General features: G+C 37.7%; 13 protein-coding genes and 2 tRNA genes. 10 read left to right on the top strand and 5 right to left on the bottom strand.

Going from position 1 to position 16949, the window contains the following annotated elements; all coding sequences use genetic code 11:
• Window positions 1–124: 124 nt before the first annotated feature.
• The 3 genes from LQ201_RS01835 to LQ201_RS01825 all read left to right on the top strand — a co-directional run bounded on the left by LQ201_RS01835 (window position 125) and on the right by LQ201_RS01825 (window position 5785).
• Window positions 125–2524 carry an ABC transporter permease gene (locus tag LQ201_RS01835; RefSeq protein ID WP_230143932.1) on the top strand — a complete coding sequence of 800 codons (2400 nt, stop codon included), beginning with the start codon at window positions 125–127 and terminating at the stop codon, window positions 2522–2524.
• Between the two features lie 77 nt (window positions 2525–2601).
• The gene (locus LQ201_RS01830) at window positions 2602–5025 is read left to right on the top strand and encodes an ABC transporter permease (RefSeq protein ID WP_230143933.1); all 2424 of its coding nucleotides are present in this window, start codon (window positions 2602–2604) and stop codon (window positions 5023–5025) included.
• A 79-nt stretch (window positions 5026–5104) separates the two neighbouring features.
• Complete coding sequence (locus tag LQ201_RS01825) at window positions 5105–5785, top strand: ABC transporter ATP-binding protein (RefSeq protein WP_215128636.1); 681 nt, start codon at window positions 5105–5107, stop codon at window positions 5783–5785.
• A 98-nt stretch (window positions 5786–5883) separates the two neighbouring features.
• Here the strand turns inward: LQ201_RS01825 and LQ201_RS01820 are convergent, their stop codons facing one another.
• The 5 genes from LQ201_RS01820 to LQ201_RS01800 form a co-directional block, all read right to left on the bottom strand.
• Window positions 5884–6321: an L-rhamnose mutarotase gene (locus LQ201_RS01820; protein WP_230143934.1), complete on the bottom strand. Its 438-nt coding sequence runs from the start codon at window positions 6319–6321 to the stop codon at window positions 5884–5886.
• 487 nt (window positions 6322–6808) lie between these two features.
• The gene (locus tag LQ201_RS01815; RefSeq protein WP_230143935.1) at window positions 6809–8107 is read right to left on the bottom strand and encodes an alpha-L-fucosidase; all 1299 of its coding nucleotides are present in this window, start codon (window positions 8105–8107) and stop codon (window positions 6809–6811) included.
• A 13-nt stretch (window positions 8108–8120) separates the two neighbouring features.
• Window positions 8121–9773, bottom strand: a complete 1653-nt coding sequence (locus tag LQ201_RS01810) for a sodium:solute symporter (protein WP_230143936.1) — start codon at window positions 9771–9773, stop codon at window positions 8121–8123.
• A gap of 18 nt (window positions 9774–9791) precedes the next feature.
• Complete coding sequence (locus LQ201_RS01805) at window positions 9792–11012, bottom strand: enolase C-terminal domain-like protein (RefSeq protein ID WP_230143938.1); 1221 nt, start codon at window positions 11010–11012, stop codon at window positions 9792–9794.
• Between the two features lie 14 nt (window positions 11013–11026).
• Complete coding sequence (locus LQ201_RS01800; protein WP_230143940.1) at window positions 11027–11791, bottom strand: SDR family NAD(P)-dependent oxidoreductase; 765 nt, start codon at window positions 11789–11791, stop codon at window positions 11027–11029.
• Between the two features lie 209 nt (window positions 11792–12000).
• Between LQ201_RS01800 and LQ201_RS01795 the strand changes: the two genes are divergently transcribed.
• The 7 genes from LQ201_RS01795 to LQ201_RS01765 all read left to right on the top strand — a co-directional run bounded on the left by LQ201_RS01795 (window position 12001) and on the right by LQ201_RS01765 (window position 16924).
• Window positions 12001–12879, top strand: coding sequence for an AraC family transcriptional regulator (locus tag LQ201_RS01795; protein WP_230143942.1), 879 nt, complete (start codon window positions 12001–12003; stop codon window positions 12877–12879).
• Between the two features lie 87 nt (window positions 12880–12966).
• Window positions 12967–13770 carry a helical backbone metal receptor gene (locus LQ201_RS01790; RefSeq protein ID WP_230143944.1) on the top strand — a complete coding sequence of 268 codons (804 nt, stop codon included), beginning with the start codon at window positions 12967–12969 and terminating at the stop codon, window positions 13768–13770.
• A 76-nt stretch (window positions 13771–13846) separates the two neighbouring features.
• A complete protein-coding gene (locus LQ201_RS01785) occupies window positions 13847–14149 on the top strand; it encodes a hypothetical protein (protein WP_215128623.1) in 303 nt (100 codons plus the stop codon).
• A gap of 247 nt (window positions 14150–14396) precedes the next feature.
• Window positions 14397–14478: transfer RNA gene (locus tag LQ201_RS01780), tRNA-Leu, on the top strand.
• Between the two features lie 433 nt (window positions 14479–14911).
• Window positions 14912–14993, top strand: a tRNA-Leu gene (locus LQ201_RS01775).
• Window positions 14994–15161: 168 nt separating this feature from the next.
• A complete protein-coding gene (gene tig / locus LQ201_RS01770) occupies window positions 15162–16511 on the top strand; it encodes a trigger factor (RefSeq protein ID WP_230143946.1) in 1350 nt (449 codons plus the stop codon).
• A 53-nt stretch (window positions 16512–16564) separates the two neighbouring features.
• The gene (locus tag LQ201_RS01765) at window positions 16565–16924 is read left to right on the top strand and encodes a four helix bundle protein (protein ID WP_230143949.1); all 360 of its coding nucleotides are present in this window, start codon (window positions 16565–16567) and stop codon (window positions 16922–16924) included.
• The last annotated feature ends 25 nt before the right edge of the window (window positions 16925–16949 follow it).

Raw genomic sequence — 16949 nt, 5'->3', positions numbered from 1 at the left:
AAACGGACATTTTTTCTTTTTGTTTATTTGTATATGGTTGATATTTAGTTATTTATGTTTTGTTTTGCTCTTGGTATAAAATTGGCATAAACACTTGCAGATTTCATTTTACTAATTACTTGATATGTTTAAATTAAATTTGAAGATCGCTTGGCGAAACCTTTGGAAAAATAAAGGTTATACTTTTATCAATATTTTGGGCCTTTCCATCGGAATGGCAAGCTGCATCCTAATTTTTATTTTTATCCGTTATCAGCTAAGTTTCGATGAAAACTTTAAAAATGAAGACCGTATATACCGTGTAATAACCGGTTGGACAACACCCGATAATTTTTTCGAATCTGCAGGTACACCTCGACCTCTTCCGCCAGCGATGCGAAATGACTTTAAGCAGCAATTTGATAAAGTTGCTGCTATTCAGGCCGGAGGTGGAATTATTAAAGTAAAAGACGAATCCGGAAAAGAAAGAATTAAAACCTCCGAAAGCGTACATTATGCAGAGCCAGATTTCTTTGAGATCTTAAGCTTTAAATGGCTTGAAGGAAATCCGCGCCAATCACTAAGTCAGCCTAATACTGTTGTGTTATCAGATGAGATGGCCGATAAACTTTTCGGAAATTGGCATAAAGCAGTTGGGAAAAGCATTAATTTTCAGAACAAAGTAGACCTTAAAGTTACCGGTATTATAGAAAAAACACCCGATAACAGCTCTTTCCCACTTAAAGTAATCATCTCTTATAAAACTTATCAAAATCAGGGAAGGCCAGAGTCGACTAATTGGGGTACAGTTTCTTCTACTTCTGAATGTTATGTATTACTAAAAGAGGGTGCTTCTATTGATGATGCAAGTAAAAGCCTCCCTCAGTTTATTACTAAATACTATAAAAGAGATAATGTTTCGAAAGAAAGCCATAGGTTTCAACAGCTAAGAGATATCCACTATAATGCAGATCTGGGCAATTTTGCGAACAAAGTAATGCCGAAGAAAGAACTTTATGGATTGGCGATAATTGGTGCTTTTTTATTGTTGACTGCATGTATCAACTTTATCAACCTTGCTACTGCACAGGCCGTAAGCAGGGGGAAAGAAGTTGGTGTACGTAAAGTAATGGGTAGTTTGCGCAGGCAATTAATTGTACAGTTTTTAACAGAAACTTTAACAATAACGGTTATTTCGCTACTGGTAGGTTGCGTTTTAACAGAAGTAGCCTTGCCGGGCATGCAAAGTTTGTTTAAAGATCATATTTCATTTAGTATTATCGAGCACCCCATCATATTTGTGTTTATGGTTGTTTTGGTGTTGCTGGTAAGCTTTTTAGCCGGTTTCTATCCGGCAATGGTCATGTCTGGCTATAGCCCCGCATTAGCCATTAAAAATAAAATTACTGCGAATGCTGCAGGTTTAAGTTTGAGGAAGATTCTTGTTGTGGTCCAATTTGCAATTACTGTTATTTTGATTATAGGTACTTTGGTTGTACTAAGGCAAATGAGTTACATGCGAGAGAAACCCCTTGGTTTTATTCCTACGGCGGTAGCTCTGGTTGATGTTCCTTCTGATAGCATGGCAATTACCCGATACCATACTTTGCAGGATCAGATCAACAAAATTCCAGGTGTATTATCAACCAGCTATTGCAGTGCAGCACCATCTTCTGATTTCAATAACGAGAGTAATTTCAGGTACAATGGAACAGTAAAATCAACTTTTCAGGCCAACACCAAAACAGGAGACGAAAACTACTTTAAAACATTTGGTTTAGAAATTATTGCTGGTAAAGGTTTATCTAAGAGTGATACACTCAAAGATATTGTAGTAAACGAAACCATGTTAAAAAAGCTCAATGTAGTTAATTATAACGATGCGATTGGGAAATCCATCAGGATCAATGATAAAACAGGCAATATCATCGGTGTAGTTAAAGATTTTAACAACATGAGTTTGCATGAGCCTATTTCTCCGATTGTGATTAACAGTGATAAAGAATCGTACACCACTATAGCTGTAAAGCTTGATAGTAAAAGTATTTTACCTGCTATGCGGGCTATAGAAAAAACATGGAACACAGTACTGCCCGAATATGTTTATGGATCTACTTTTATGGATGATAAAATCAGTGAATATTATCAAACCGAAAAAATAATGGGAGCCCTCTTTAAGGTGTTTGCCGGGGTGATCATTTTTATTTCCTTTATTGGCTTATTTGGACTGATCTCTTTCGTGGCTACACAAAGAACCCGCGAAGTTGCCATCAGAAAGGTTTTGGGTGCTTCTACATTAGAATTGGTTAAAATGTTAAATGGTTCATTTCTATTGATGGTTTTTCTTGCCAATTTGGTAGCCTGGCCACTTGCTTATTTATTTGTTGCCAAATGGCTGGCCACTTTTACCTACCGCATTGATTTGAATATCTGGCCTTTTGTATTTGCCATGATTATTTCTATGGTCATTACATTGATTACCGTAAGCATCCGCTCGTATAAAGCAGCAGTTGCCAATACCATTGATGCACTTAAATATGAATAATACCTGCGTAAAGTGTTTGGTGGCCAGCGTGGATTTATCGCATTACGCCAAACGCATTACGCTAAATCATTTACCTTATGTTTAAACTCAACTTAAAAATCGCACTGCGAAGCCTGTTTAAAAACAAAGTTTATGCAGCCATTAATATTGGCGGTTTGGCTATCGGCTTAACAGCTTTCATACTGATGCTTTTATATGTCAACCACGAAGAAAGCTACGATACCTGGTCACCACAATTAAAAGATGTGTATCAGGTGAGAGAGAAACACAGTTTTTTTTCGCCTGATAATGAAGATCATTGGCAGGAGATAAACGATAGCCGGATGGCAAACCTGGTAAGGGAAAATATTCCACAAGCCCTTGCTGTTACCCGCGTAACGGCAGATTGGGGTTTTAGCAGTGGTTATTCAGTTAAAATTGCTCATGCCGATCCGGTTATGGTTACGGGGATGAAAGATGCAGACAGTAGTTTCTTTCAGGTATTTCCGTATGAGTTTTTACAGGGCGATAGCGAATCGGCTTTAAATGCTCCAAAATCGGTGGTATTAAAAGAAAGTTTAGCCAGAAAGTTATTTGGAACAGAAAAGGTATTGGGGAAAACGTTAAAGGTATTGATGTGGCGGAACGACCCAGGTACAGATTTAACGATTACAGGAGTAGTTGCTGATCCTGTAACGCCCCAAAGTGTTGGCTTTAATGCTTTAATGCGTACCGGTGAGGAAGATAAAGTTCCCGAATCTGCCGGTAACTTTCATTATTGCCAGATTTACACAAAATTAAACCAGGTAGCGGATACAGGCGCGTTAAATCAAAGTTTGTTGAAAATCTATACCGATTACCAAAAGAAATCATTGGTGCAGCGCAAGTTACAGTATAATGAGATCTATAAAAATGGTAAAACACCGGGTTTAAAGGTTATCCCTTTAAAGGATGTTCATTTAAATCCACCTTTTAAACTAAGTTGGGTAGAAAAGTTAAGGCCAGTAATTGGTATTTCCATCTTTTTGCTTGTTGTTTCGATCATAAATTTTGTAAATCTTGCTACAGCCCAATCGGTTCAAAGAGCTAAAGAAGTAGGAGTTAAAAAGGTTTTAGGAGTTTATAAGCGTGAACTTATTGCTCAATTTTTAGTCGAATCGGCCTTGCAGAGTATGATTTCTTTATTCTTATGCGTAGTGTTGATCGAAGTTGTGCTTCCGACTTTTAACCATCATTTTAATGTTCAGTTGAGTTTTTGGCTCAATCCACAGCTTAAAACGATGTTGATTCAACTAATTGGCCTTTTTAGCGTGGTGACTTTGCTTGCTGGTTTTTATCCTTCATGGGTATTGTCGAACTATAATCCGGTTGCAGTGCTAAAAGGAAGTTATGAAAGCGGATTAAAAGGTGTTGTGCTAAGGAATGGACTGGTTGTTTTTCAATTTGTGATTTCAATTACCTTCATTATAGCCATTGGCATTATGCATAGGCAAACCCAGTTTATGAGCAATAAAGATTTGGGTTTTGAAAGAGGGGAGCTGGTAAACATTAAGACTAATTATGATGAAAGCTTTGCAGAAAAACTTAGAAAAATTCCAGGTGTACAGTATGTTGCAACAACCACTCAGGTAATGGGAAATGCATTTAATGTGCCAGAAGAAATCATATACAAAGGCAAACAACTTAATATGAATACCGTTACCGTTAGTATGGATGCCTTGCCAAGCTTGGGTGTAAGGGTTCTTCAGGGTAGGTTATTTGCTAAAACCTATAAACAAGATACCATCAACACCGTTATTTTAAATGAGGCTGCAGCTAATCTGATAGATAAAAAACCGGTCGGAAAGTCTTATAGCATCAAGGACGGAGATAAAAGTTATGTTTTTCAGATTGTTGGTGTAATCAAAAATTACCATAATGAAGGGTTTGATAAAGCCGTTTTACCTACCATCTACAAGGTTACACATTTAGGAGGAACATCTTCTACCAATAATTTATTGTTACGTTTAAATACCTCCAACACTGGCGAAATTATGAAAAAAGTTCAGTCAGAATGGAAGCAGGCCTACCCCGATTATCCGATGGAATACAAAGCCATGGATGACGTTTTTGCTGATGTTTTAAAAGAAAACAATCGGTTTATAAATATGATCGTGCTATTCAGTATCTTGTCGGTGTCCCTTTCGTTGTTAGGCCTTTTCGCACTTTCTACTTTTGTAGCCAAACGTAGAACTAAGGAAGTAGCTGTAAGGAAAGTACTCGGCGCATCTAACCTGCAAATTATAAACTTGCTAAACAGATCGTTTTTGCTATTGGTGTTAATTGCAAACCTAATTAGCTGGCCTATTGCTTATATCCTCGTTAAAAAATGGCTCGATGGTTTTGCCTATAGAATTGATATGCCTGTTTACCCATTTTTGATTGCTACAATAGTTTCATTAGTAGTATCAGCATTAACGGTTAGTATTCAGGCCAGAAAAGCAGCCAATGGCGACCCTGTACACGCACTTAAATACGAATAAGAACTGCGTGTAGCGTTTGGCGTTTAGCGATAAAAATTTACGCTACACAGCCAGCCGCTTTACGTTAAACCCTAAAAATATGATACAACTTAATAACATCGAAAAATATTACGCAAACAAGGGCATTAAAAATTACGTGTTGCGTTTGGTTACCACAACAATTAAACAAGGAGAATTTGTTTCTATTATGGGCCCATCGGGTGCAGGGAAGTCTACTTTGCTCAATATTATTGGCATGCTTGAAGAACCAACTTATGGTTCGTATGAGTTTCTGGGCGAGGATGTAACTTCGTTGAATGAACGTAAACGCATTGAACTTTACCGAAATCATATCGGTTTTGTTTTTCAGGCCTACCACTTAATTGATGAAATGACCGTTTACGAAAATATTGAAGCCCCATTGCTGTACAAAAAAGTAGGTAGCTCAGAACGCGCAAGTAGAATTGCCGATTTATTAGACCGTTTTAATATTGTGGCAAAAAAAGATTTATTCCCGAATCAACTTTCTGGCGGGCAGCAACAATTGGTTGGTATCGCAAGGGCATTGGCCGCTCAACCATCTATAATTCTAGCCGATGAGCCAACAGGTAATTTGCAGTCGGCACAGGCAGAAGAAATTATGACATTGTTTAAAAAACTAAATCAGGAAGATGGAATTACCATTATCCAGGTTACACATTCCGAAAAAAATGCACAATACGGAAATAGGATTTTGCACATTGCCGATGGTGTAGTAAAAGAAGATGTGGCAGTAGGTTAAAACCAATTTATTAATTTAAGCTTTTGCTTAAGAGATAAACACAGCCTTTAATATTTCAGCTGTGTTTATCTAAATAGCATTGACTGTATACCGTATTATTAATCTTTGTGAAAAACTTCTTCCATATTGCTCCAGGTTTCGCCTTTAGCAGCAGCATCTGGTAGTGGGATCTGAGTTGGTGCGGTTTCTTTCCACCAACGTTGCGTAGTGGTATCAGCAGCCATCTTTTTCATATCAGCAGCAAAATCGTTTCCCGTATACTCGAAATAACTAAAAAGATACTGTTTGCCCTCAATTTCTTTTAAATAAATGGAATAATTATGGATGTTGCATGCTGTTATTTTTTTTAATACCCCTGGCCATACTGCAGCATGTAACTTTTTGTAATAAGCCATCTTTTCGGGTTTCAAACCTGTAATACTGCCATAACGTAACACTTTGTTTGTCGCATTTACTTCTGTTTTTATGGGTGTACAGGCAGTAACCATTAGGACAAAAGCCAAGACCAAGAAATACATTGTTTTTAAATTTTTCATGAGCATATAATTTGCTTTTTAATGGTTATAAAGAGGCTTTCTCATAACTTGTAATTTACTTCGAATTCGTCACGTTGTCCAAAGGACTCCTACAGAGAGCCTGTCGAAACACCTTTTAATACCTTAAAAAAGGTCCTTCGACAAGCTACCATTGACGTATTTTGCATATTATTAATCAATATTTTAACGGCTTTCGCATTTCCATCCAGCCGGGCCATAGCATTGTTTCCCCGTTCTACTTAAATCCGGCCTAACAAATTTTTCGGGCTGCACTGTTCTGGCCGCACAACTGGCTTCAAAAGAAAAATTTTCAGCCGGCATTTTTTGTTTCTTTTTGATGCCAAAAAGAAAGAGCCCTTCGGCGGCGGCGAGCCGAGACCCTGATGTATGGAAAAAGAAAACAATTGTACGGCACTCATATTGATTTTTATAAAATAAATTCCCCCTCAGGATGACAATTCTTTATTTATGATACAGCCTCATCGATCTATTCAATAACTGGAATGTTTTCGGCGTTTCCGTTTAATTCTAGGACAACAATATAATCTGATTGGTTGGACTGGTTGCCGGGAAGTTGTAAAGAAATGCCATCTTTTTGCTCCATATTAATGGTTTGTTTATTTAGCAGATATGCTTTTTTAACTTTTAAACCTGGGATAGCCTTTAAACTCAGCTTGGCCAGATTGGTGTTTAATACATGCACGTAAATTTTATCCCCTTTTCTGGTCGTTGCGTAATCATTGTTCGGTTGGAATGGGCCACCTTTTGTGCCATAAACGGCTTCACCATTGGTTTTTAACCAATCGCCGATTTCTTTTAAGCGTTCTGTTTGGCGGGCTTCAATTCTACCATCTGGCATAGGGCCTACATTTAATAAAAGATTGCCATTACCACCTGCTGTTTTCGAAATAATTTCGAGACATTGTTTTAGCGGTTTCATTTTATCGTTTGGTTTCCATGCCCATTGGTTACAGATAGTAAAACAGCTTTCCCAGGGCGTAAACATATTTAATTTGCCTACTACCTGTTCTGGCGTGTCGTAATCGCCTATCATTTTAGAAGCATCAATGTTTTTATTTTCCATTGCTGCAAATTCTTTTCCCAAGCGGTTATTGGTAATGATATCGGGTTTTAGCTGTTTTAGATATGCATATAAATCTTTACCCATTTCGTCTGTCCAGGGTTTTTCCCATTGGCCGTCAAACCAGAGCATATATGGATCATATTTGGTAATGAGTTCCTTTAACTGGTTTTTCATGTATAGCGCATATCGGCTCATATCTGATTTTGGATCGATCGTTTGGTTTTTTGGAGAATGGATCGGGTAATCTGGATGGTGCCAGTCTAATACCGAGTAATAGATACAGAACTTAATTCCCTGTTTTTTACAGGCTTCGTTTAATGCACCAACAATATCTTTTTTATAAGGTGTGTTGGTAATATTGAAATCAGTAAATGCAGTCGGCCATAAGCAGAACCCGTCATGATGACGTGCTGTAATGGTCAGATATTTCATTCCGGCATCTTTTGCTGTTTTTACAATAGCATCGGCATCAAATAGAACAGGGTTAAATTCTTTGTAGAGATTGTCGTAATCTTCTGTTGGAACCTGATCGCCACGGCTCCAGCCAATCTCAGTGCCGCGTACACTCACTGGTCCCCAATGAATAAACATACCAAACCGTTTATCCATAAAATCGTTCATTACTGAGGCATTTGTTTTGGTTTGCGCGTTAACACTGAAAAAGGTAATTAGTGCAACGAAGAACAAGAGAAATCTTTTCATATTCATATCAATTTTATTTAAAGTAGACATATAAAACACCCATTATCACCAGTAAAAGCACCGACAGAAATTTGTAGTTGCCTATCCCGCTCCAGCCTTTACTTTTAAGGGGTTCCCAAATAGAATTCCAGTAGAGGGCTTCACTTTGGGCGGTGTGTTTTACAGGGTAGATGTAAGAAAATATAACCTGTATAAATACACAGATGCAGAACAGGTAAAATGCCATCATCATGAAGGGGATTTTGCCGATTATAGTTTCTGTACCATATAATTTGTTTACCACAAAAACACTCGCCCCAATAATAGAACCGACCAGCAAAGTATATTGCGCCCCTGTAGCCGATGCTCTTTTCCAAAATACCCCTAATAAAAACACACAGGTGATAGGAGGGGCAATATGTGCGATTACATCATTTATACCTTCGAAAAGACTTTGATAGCTATTTAATAATGGCAACAGGCCTATTGAAACGGCTAAAGCAATGCCTGCCGACCAGCGACCTACACTAACTAATTTTTTATCGCTGGTTTCGGGCTTAAATCTTTTGTACAAATCATAACTGCTTAAGGTGGCGATAGAATTTAATGCACCCGCAATTTGACTCATTAAACCAGATAATAATGCGGCTACTAAAATACCCACCAATCCTTTTGGTAAAAGCTGGGTAATCATTAAGGTATAAATGCCTTTTGTATTTAATACCGTTTCGCCATTGGTGCCAACAGTTTGCAAACTCGATAAATCCATAGTTCCCGATTTATACAAGATATAAGCAAACAAACCGGGCAGCACGAAAATAAACACGGGCAAAATTTTGATGAAACCGCAAAACAAGGAACCTACACGGGCATGGTTTTCGTCTTTTGCGCCTAAAACACGTTGTACTATGGTTTGATCAGCACACCAGTACCAAATACCCAAAACCGGATACCCTAAAAATACGGCTATCCAGCTCATTCCACTCTTATCGCCAATCGGGCGTATCATACTGAGCTTATCCATGGCATTTTCTTTTTGCAGTATAGCCGTCATATGATCCCAGCCACCAACTTTATTCCACGCAAAAACTGTAATGATAATGGCGCCGGTAATCAACACCAAACTCTGTATGGTTTCGGTAACTACCACGGCCCTTAAGCCGCCAATAATGGTGTATAGTCCGGTTAGCGAGGCAATTACCACTATACTTACATACATATCTATGCCGAATAGGGTTTCGAGTACAATACCACCCGCTAAAAAAGAAAAGGCAATATGAATAATGATGGCCGATAGGATAGAGATGAATGCCAACCAGTCTCTACAGGCGCGGTTATACCTTCGCTCTAAAAAATCGGGTAAAGTAGAAATGCCCGAACGGATATAGAAAGGAATAAATAACAAGGCCAAAAGAATAAGGGTAAATGCCGCCATCCATTCAAAATTGCCATTTAAAAGGCCGCTGTCAAATCCGCTCTGTGCCAAACTTACCAAATGGAGACACGAGATGTTTGTTGCGAACAGCGCCAGGCCAATCATAGGCCATTTAAGCGATTTGCCCGCCAAAAAGTATTCTCTGCTGGTGGTTTCTTCGTTTTTCTTTTTTCTCGTTCCCGTCCATAAGCCTATGGTTACAATAAAAAGTATATAAGCAATGGTAATTACGATATCGGTTGTACTGATCATATTTGGTTAGATTTTGGGTTATTTTAAATCACAGCTGCTTCCCGCTTCTTGTGGAGTGATGTAAACTCCGTTTTCAATTTTAATCGGATTTTTAAAGTGTTGTTTTAAATGGGGAATATGTTCCAAAAATAAAGCTTCGTGGCCCATGGCAATATGATTAAACAGTACCAGATGCTGATGTAACTGCCCCATGTCGCCAACATGGGGTACAACCGGCACGCCAAATTTTTTGCACAATAAACTAATTGTAATGAATTCGCTAACGCCGCCTACACGTACTGCATCTACCTGCGCAAAACCCGTACAGCCACTTTGTAAATAGTTCTTAAAAATGATACGGTTGGGTACATGTTCTCCCAAAGCCAATTTAACAGGTGCTATCTCTCTGGCCAAAGTCTGGTGTGCCAGTACATCATCCGGGTGTGTAGGTTCTTCTACCCAGAAAGGATTCATATTTTTAAGCTCATTACATATTGAAATGGCTTGCGGTAGGGTCCATTGCTGGTTGGCATCTAACATTACTTTTGAGGTTTCGCCAGCAACTTCACGTACAATGTTTGCCCTTCTGATATCACGCTTCGGATCGGCAGATCCTACTTTAAGCTTCATTGCTGTAAAACCATTGGCAATAGCTTTTTTGCAGTTTTCGCGCACCTTTTCATCATCGTAATTAAACCAGCCTACAGAAGTATCGTATCCTGGATAACCGATATCAAGAATAGCTTTCCTCGATTTTTTGAAATCGGTTTGGCTTTGCAGCATGGCAATCGCTTCTTCTTTGGTGAGTACATCTTCCAGATAGGAGAGATCGAGCGTATTCACAATTTCTTCCGGACTTAAATCGATTAATAGTTTCCAAAGTGGTACGCCACGTTTTTTTGCCCATAAATCGTAACAGGCATTGGTTACAGAAGCTAATCCTAAATGTACAACACCTTTATGTGGCCCTAACCACCTAAATTGCTGTTCATTTGATAACGTGCGAAAAGTCTGTCCAAAATCGCTCATCAGTTCTTCAATATCTTTTCCCTTTAAGGTATTAGCATAAAACTGAGCGGCATTGCAGACTAAATCGTTACCAGCACCCAGGGTAAAGGCTAAGCCTGTTCCTGTTACGCCGTTTTCGTTGGTTAAATTGGTAACTGCATAAGAGTATTGAGGATCTTTATGTATAGCATCGCTGCCGGCTCCGGTTGATAGTTCAAATCGTTTGTCGCTAATTTCTATTTTGTTTATCATGTTAATAATCTGGATTATATGATGGTTCTGTATCCTAGTTCGGCTCCACCGCTTACCGGTAAAATAGTTCCTGTTATAAATCTGGCAGCATCGCTGAGTAAGAATAAGCAAGCATCTGCAATTACATCACCAGCTGGCATGTTACCCAGTGGTTGAAGTTTATCTAAGTAATGTTGTATTTCTTCTTTGTTGGGCTGTTCTTTGCTCCATGATTGCAGGGTTGGAGTATTAATCGCTGCGGGCGAAACGGCATTAACGCGAATTTTGTATGGCGCATAATCTAAAGCCATTGCTTTTGTTAAGGCATTAATTGCACCCTTTGTAGCTACATAGGCAGCATGACTATCTTGCCCTATGGTGCCTACCATCGAACTGGTATTTAAAATACAGCCCTTTGTTTTTTTAAGATGCTCGATGCCATGGCGGGTGGTATATAAAATGCTTTTTAGGTTAACATTCATCAACAAATCCCACTCAGCATCTGTAGTCTGATCGAGCGTTTTTGAAGGATGCGCAATCCCTGCATTGTTATGTATAGCATCTATAACACCAAACTTTTCGATGATCGTTTTAAAAGCATCTTTTACATCATTTTCGTTAACTAGATTGCAGGTTATGGCTATTTTTTGCGCGGTTTCGAATTCATTGAGCTTATTTTCGGCTATTGGGTTTTTATCAAGAATGCAAACAGTAGCACCAGCTTTTGAATAAGCCTTTGCACATTCCCAGCCAATACCATCGGCACCTCCTGTTAGTACAATAATTTTATGATGAAGCATGTTAGTTATTTGGTTAGCATTTGTAATAGCTAATTTATTAAGGAAAAAAGAGATTAACTGAGGTATAATTCGCTAATAGTGATGTTATATTAGCTGTTTTATTTAAATTATTTGTATTAATTGGTAATTTAAGATGTAAATGGTAAATTGGTTTTTTCATACCCAAATAGCCATCATAACTGAATGGTAAAGAAGATAGTCTATATCAAATGAAACCGATTTTTGCCAAAATACTCGATGGAAAAGTAAATGATGTTTACGGCATAAAGATTGTAAACGCGCCTTACTTTTCTACCGAATTCCATTTTCACGAAGAATGCCAGCTCACCTATAATGTTGAGAGTGAAGGGCGCCGCATGATCGGTGATAGTATTGAAGATTTTAATAACGAAGACATGATTTTTGTAGGCGCTAATTTGCCTCATGTATGGCACAATAGCCAGCAATATTTTAGCGATTTGACACCAAATATCCATGCACATTCAATTTCGCTTTTTCTCCATCCCGAAAAAATACTGGATATTTTTCATGAGCCAGAGCATATCCAGAAGCTTAAAAATTTTTTCCAACTGGCTAAACGCGGAATGAAATTCAACTTTTCGGCCAGAAAGGAAATAAAACCTTTGTTGTTAAAAATTGCTCAGGCAACAGAAGAAATAACCCGTTTAATTGGGGTGCTCGAAATTTTAAACCTGCTTTGTCAAAATAAAGATTATGTGTTACTGGCGAGTCCGGGCTATACCAATAACTATCAGTTAAAAGATAATGATAGGATGGACAAAATTTTGAAATATGTTTTTGATAATTTTAATAAAGAGATCTTGTTGGTAGATGCTGCCGAGATGACCAATATGAATAAACAGGCTTTTTGCAGGTATTTTAAGAACCGTACACAGAAAACTTTTGTCACTTTTGTTAATGAAGTAAGAATTGGGCATGCCTGTAAATTAATTGCCGAAAGTGATCACCAGATAAGTGAAATGGCTTATATATGTGGTTTTAACAGTCTTTCTAATTTTAACAAATTTTTTAAGCTCGCAAAAGGCGTTACCCCAAAAGAATATAAAAAAATGTTGATTGCAGATTGATGAGGTAAAAAATTACTGAATGAAGAATGTTCTTTTAAAAGACCTCCTTTAAACAGACTAATCTTTACTAAATCCTATATTTGCAACATGCAAAAGTCCTTTATCGATCAAATGGGCAGGGAAATTTCCATCAATTTTCCACCTAAGCGGATTGTTTCTGTTGTACCCTCACAAACAGAATTGTTATTTGATTTGGGATTGGATAAGGAAATTATCGGATTGACCAAATTTTGCATCCATCCGATAGAAAAGTTTGCAGAAAGAATCAAGGTTGGTGGAACAAAAAAGCTTAACATCGATTTAATCAAAGATTTAAAACCTGATTTGATTATTGGCAACAAAGAAGAAAATACGCAAAGTGATATAGAAGAGCTCGCAGCAGGTTTTCCGGTTTGGATGAGCGATATTTTCACTTTGGATGACGCGATGAAAACCATTGGACAGATAGGGGAGCTTGTAGATCGTGAGCCAGAAGCTAGTTACCTTAACCATTTAATTTCTGCCGGATTTAATGATCTGAAAACACTTGCACTTCAACAGCATATTGATAAAAAGGTTGCCTATCTCATTTGGCGCAAGCCCTACATGGCTGCTGGAAAAAATACCTTTATTGATGATATTCTGCTGGTTAATGGTATGACGAATGTGATTACGCAAGAACGTTATCCATCGGTTACACTAGAGGAACTGAAAACTTTAAATTGCGAACTGATCCTACTGTCGTCCGAGCCTTATCCTTTTGGAGAAAAACACATTGAAGAAATAGAAGAGGCCATTCCTGAAGCAAAAATTATACTGGTAGACGGAGAAATGTTTAGCTGGTATGGAAGCAGATTGGTTAAAGCCGTGCAATACTTTTTTGAGTTTCAGAAGCAAATTATTAGCTTTTAAAGGCAAATTTTCATAATTTGTAGCAGACCGTTAAGTTATCCCGTTATCATACCATTACAATAAAAATCATAATCCGATGAAAAAAGTATTAATACTATCCCTGTTCGTAGCCGTAATTTCCAGTTGCAGTTCAATGAAAAACGGAGGAAACTCAACTACAGTTACTGCAAGTGGAACAATTGAAAAATTAGGCATGACTACGTTTCAGTACGGTACACATTTATTAAAAGCCGACAATAAAACTTACGCCTTAAAAAGTGCAAGTATAAATCTAGATACCTATTTAGATAAGAAGGTTACTATAAAAGGGAAAAAGGTTTCTGGCTATCCATTAGAAGGCGGACCTGAATTTATCGATGTAACGCTAGTGAAATTTTGATACCTATCTGGTTACGATAATGGCGTCATCTCCGTGAAAACGGGAATCCTAAAGCTTCACCCATTGTTCATTAACTTTCTGCTGCATTAAGATTGCCAGTTAAGCTGGCAATGATGGACAGTGCTTAGGGGACTGCAAAGATGTACGCAAGACCATTGAAATTAAATTTTGTTTCTTCATAAAGTATTGCAAAGATTTGATTGTTCAATTTAGTTTATATCTTTGCAATCCTTAAAACATCCTATCTGCGGAAGTGGCGTAATTGGTAGCCGCACCAGACTTAGGATCTGGCGCTTCACGGCGTGGGGGTTCGAGTCCCTTCTTCCGCACAACAAGATCAACCGTTCCGATTTAAACATCAGAGCGGTTTTTTTATGTTTCCGCAGGAACGTTTGATATTTTAACCATTGATAGTTCACCTATCCTTGCCACCTAAACCCGATGGGAGCGACACGCAGTAAAGCGTACAGCGGGATTGCATTACCCTAAACGCTACCGAACCTGCTTTCCAAAGAAATAAAGGCTTAATTTATTATGATAAACAAACGCCATGTTTTATTGCAGCAATAACGCTGTTTCAAGTTACAAGTCTCATGGTCTCTATCACGACAAATCATTGCGAAAGTCTCTGTTATTAAAATTTTTCTCCTTAAAAATTAAAGAGTTAGCGGTTTTTGATCGAAATAATCAATAAAATATTGCCGATGCCTTTTGATTATTCAATCTTGTTTCTATCTTTGCAGTCCTTACAACATCCTAACTGCGGAAGTGGCGTAATTGGTAGCCGCACCAGACTTAGGATCTGGCGCTTCACGGCGTGGGGGTTCGAGTCCCTTCTTCCGCACAACAAGATAAAGGCCGTTCCGATTTAAAAATCGGAACGGTTTTGTTTTTAAAAACATTGATTAATAAAAATTGATGTGCTGTGCCGGTTGTGGCGATATATGGTTTTTCTCAAATCTCATATCTCATATCTCCCGTCTAAAGCACATCTTACTATATCTCAGAAAAAATGAATATTACACAGGAAAAAACCGGCAACTTAAATGCTGTTGTAAAAATCAAAATCGCACCTGCTGATTACACTGGAAAAGTAGAGAAAGCCATTAAAGATCAAGCTAAAAAAGCACAATTACCTGGTTTCCGTAAAGGAATGGTTCCTGCTGCCCACATTAAAAAAATGTATGGCAAAAGTATCTTGGTAGAAGAGGTTAACAACTTGTTAAACGATACTTTATCTAACTATATCGCGGAGCAAAAATTAGAAATTTTAGGTCAGCCACTTCCTAAAATGGATGATGAACGCGAATTTAAATGGGATAATACAGATGATTTCGAATTTGATTATGAGTTAGGTTTAGCACCTGCTTTTGATGTAAATCTTTCATCTAAAGATAAATTTACCGAATACGTAATTAAAGCTGATAAAGAAACTTTAGAAAGCCGTATCAAAAATATCCGTCGTAGCTATGGTAAAATGACTAATCCTGAGGTTTCTGCTGATGATGATGTACTTTACACTGAATTAACTCAGGTAGCTGCAGATGGTACTGCTGTTGAAGGTGGTATCACCAGTACTGCAACTGTTCGTTTAGATCAGATTAAAGATAAAAAAATCCTTAAATCGTTAATCGGTTTAAAGAAAGATGATGAAGTAACCATCGATATCCAAAAAGCATTAGAAGATGCTGCGGTAATCGCTAAAGCTTTAAATATTTCGGAAGAAGAGGCTGCTGAGTTAAAAGCAAACTTTAAACTTCATGTTAAAAACGTTAACCGCTTAGAAGAGTCAGACTTAAACCAAGAGTTTTTTGATAAATTATTTGGTGAAGGTACTGTAACTGACGAAGCTGGTTTCAGAGCAAAAATTACTGAAGAAGTAGAAGGTATGTTTAAACAAGATGCTGAGCGTAAATTATCTAACGATATTTATGAAGCACTTTTAACTAAACACAATTTCGAATTGCCGGATGAATTTTTACGTCGCTGGTTAAAGGCTACAAACGAAAAATTAACCGACGAGGAGTTGGCAGAAGGTTATGATGATTTCGCTAAAAACCTTAAGTGGACTTTAATCGAAAACAAAATCATCAAAGATAACAGTATCGAAATTAAATATGAGGATGTAGTTCAGGCAGCTAAAGCTAAATTAGATGCACAGTTTAGAATGTACAGTCCAAGCCCACTTCCTGAGGATCAATTGGCTCAATATGCCGTTCAGTTTTTACAGGAAAAAGAAAATGCAAACCGTGTTTTCGAAGAGGTAAAAGCATTAAAAACTTTCGAACAAATCAAATCTGTTGTTACTTTAGAGCAAAAAGATATTGATTACGATAAGTTTATTGCGCTGGATAAAAAGTAAGGCGTTTGGCGTGAGGCGCTTTGAAAATGACTGTGCTATTCCTATATTTAGTTATGGCTCAATTTAAATTTCAATCGCTCGAAGTTTGGCAGTTGTCAATCGCAATAACTGATAAATTACTTGATATAGCTGACCGATTGTCAGTTGATAAAAAATACAGATTTGCAGAGCAGCTCAATGGGGCTGCTCTTAGCATATCTAATAATATTGCCGAAGGCTCAGGCTCGGTTTCCAATAAGGAATTCGCTCATTATCTGAATATTGCGCACCGTTCTGCATTTGAGAATGCAAATATTTTAGTAGTTTTAGAAAGAAGAAAATATATTTCTGACATAGAACTGAATGATTATCTAGAAGAATTAGATAAATTGGCACGGAAATTAACCAACTTCAGGAAATATTTATTAAAATAACTCGCGTATTTGGTTTAGGCTTAAC

It is taken from the genome of Pedobacter sp. Bi126 (assembly GCF_918698245.1).
GTDB lineage: Bacteria > Bacteroidota > Bacteroidia > Sphingobacteriales > Sphingobacteriaceae > Pedobacter.
Note: the sequence above shows the minus strand (reverse complement) of the source record. Positions and strands in the feature narration are given on the sequence as shown.

Excerpts from the sequence above, each read along its gene's own strand:
- LQ201_RS01835 (WP_230143932.1), top strand. The coding sequence starts at position 125 with ATGTTTAAATTAAATTTGAAGATCGCTTGGCGAAACCTTTGGAAAAAT.
- LQ201_RS01830 (WP_230143933.1), top strand. The coding sequence starts at position 2,602 with ATGTTTAAACTCAACTTAAAAATCGCACTGCGAAGCCTGTTTAAAAAC.
- LQ201_RS01825 (WP_215128636.1), top strand. The coding sequence starts at position 5,105 with ATGATACAACTTAATAACATCGAAAAATATTACGCAAACAAGGGCATT.
- LQ201_RS01820 (WP_230143934.1), bottom strand. The coding sequence starts at position 6,321 with ATGAAAAATTTAAAAACAATGTATTTCTTGGTCTTGGCTTTTGTCCTA.
- LQ201_RS01815 (WP_230143935.1), bottom strand. The coding sequence starts at position 8,107 with ATGAAAAGATTTCTCTTGTTCTTCGTTGCACTAATTACCTTTTTCAGT.
- LQ201_RS01810 (WP_230143936.1), bottom strand. The coding sequence starts at position 9,773 with ATGATCAGTACAACCGATATCGTAATTACCATTGCTTATATACTTTTT.
- LQ201_RS01805 (WP_230143938.1), bottom strand. The coding sequence starts at position 11,012 with ATGATAAACAAAATAGAAATTAGCGACAAACGATTTGAACTATCAACC.
- LQ201_RS01800 (WP_230143940.1), bottom strand. The coding sequence starts at position 11,791 with ATGCTTCATCATAAAATTATTGTACTAACAGGAGGTGCCGATGGTATT.
- LQ201_RS01795 (WP_230143942.1), top strand. The coding sequence starts at position 12,001 with ATGAAACCGATTTTTGCCAAAATACTCGATGGAAAAGTAAATGATGTT.
- LQ201_RS01790 (WP_230143944.1), top strand. The coding sequence starts at position 12,967 with ATGCAAAAGTCCTTTATCGATCAAATGGGCAGGGAAATTTCCATCAAT.
- LQ201_RS01785 (WP_215128623.1), top strand. The coding sequence starts at position 13,847 with ATGAAAAAAGTATTAATACTATCCCTGTTCGTAGCCGTAATTTCCAGT.
- tig (WP_230143946.1), top strand. The coding sequence starts at position 15,162 with ATGAATATTACACAGGAAAAAACCGGCAACTTAAATGCTGTTGTAAAA.
- LQ201_RS01765 (WP_230143949.1), top strand. The coding sequence starts at position 16,565 with ATGGCTCAATTTAAATTTCAATCGCTCGAAGTTTGGCAGTTGTCAATC.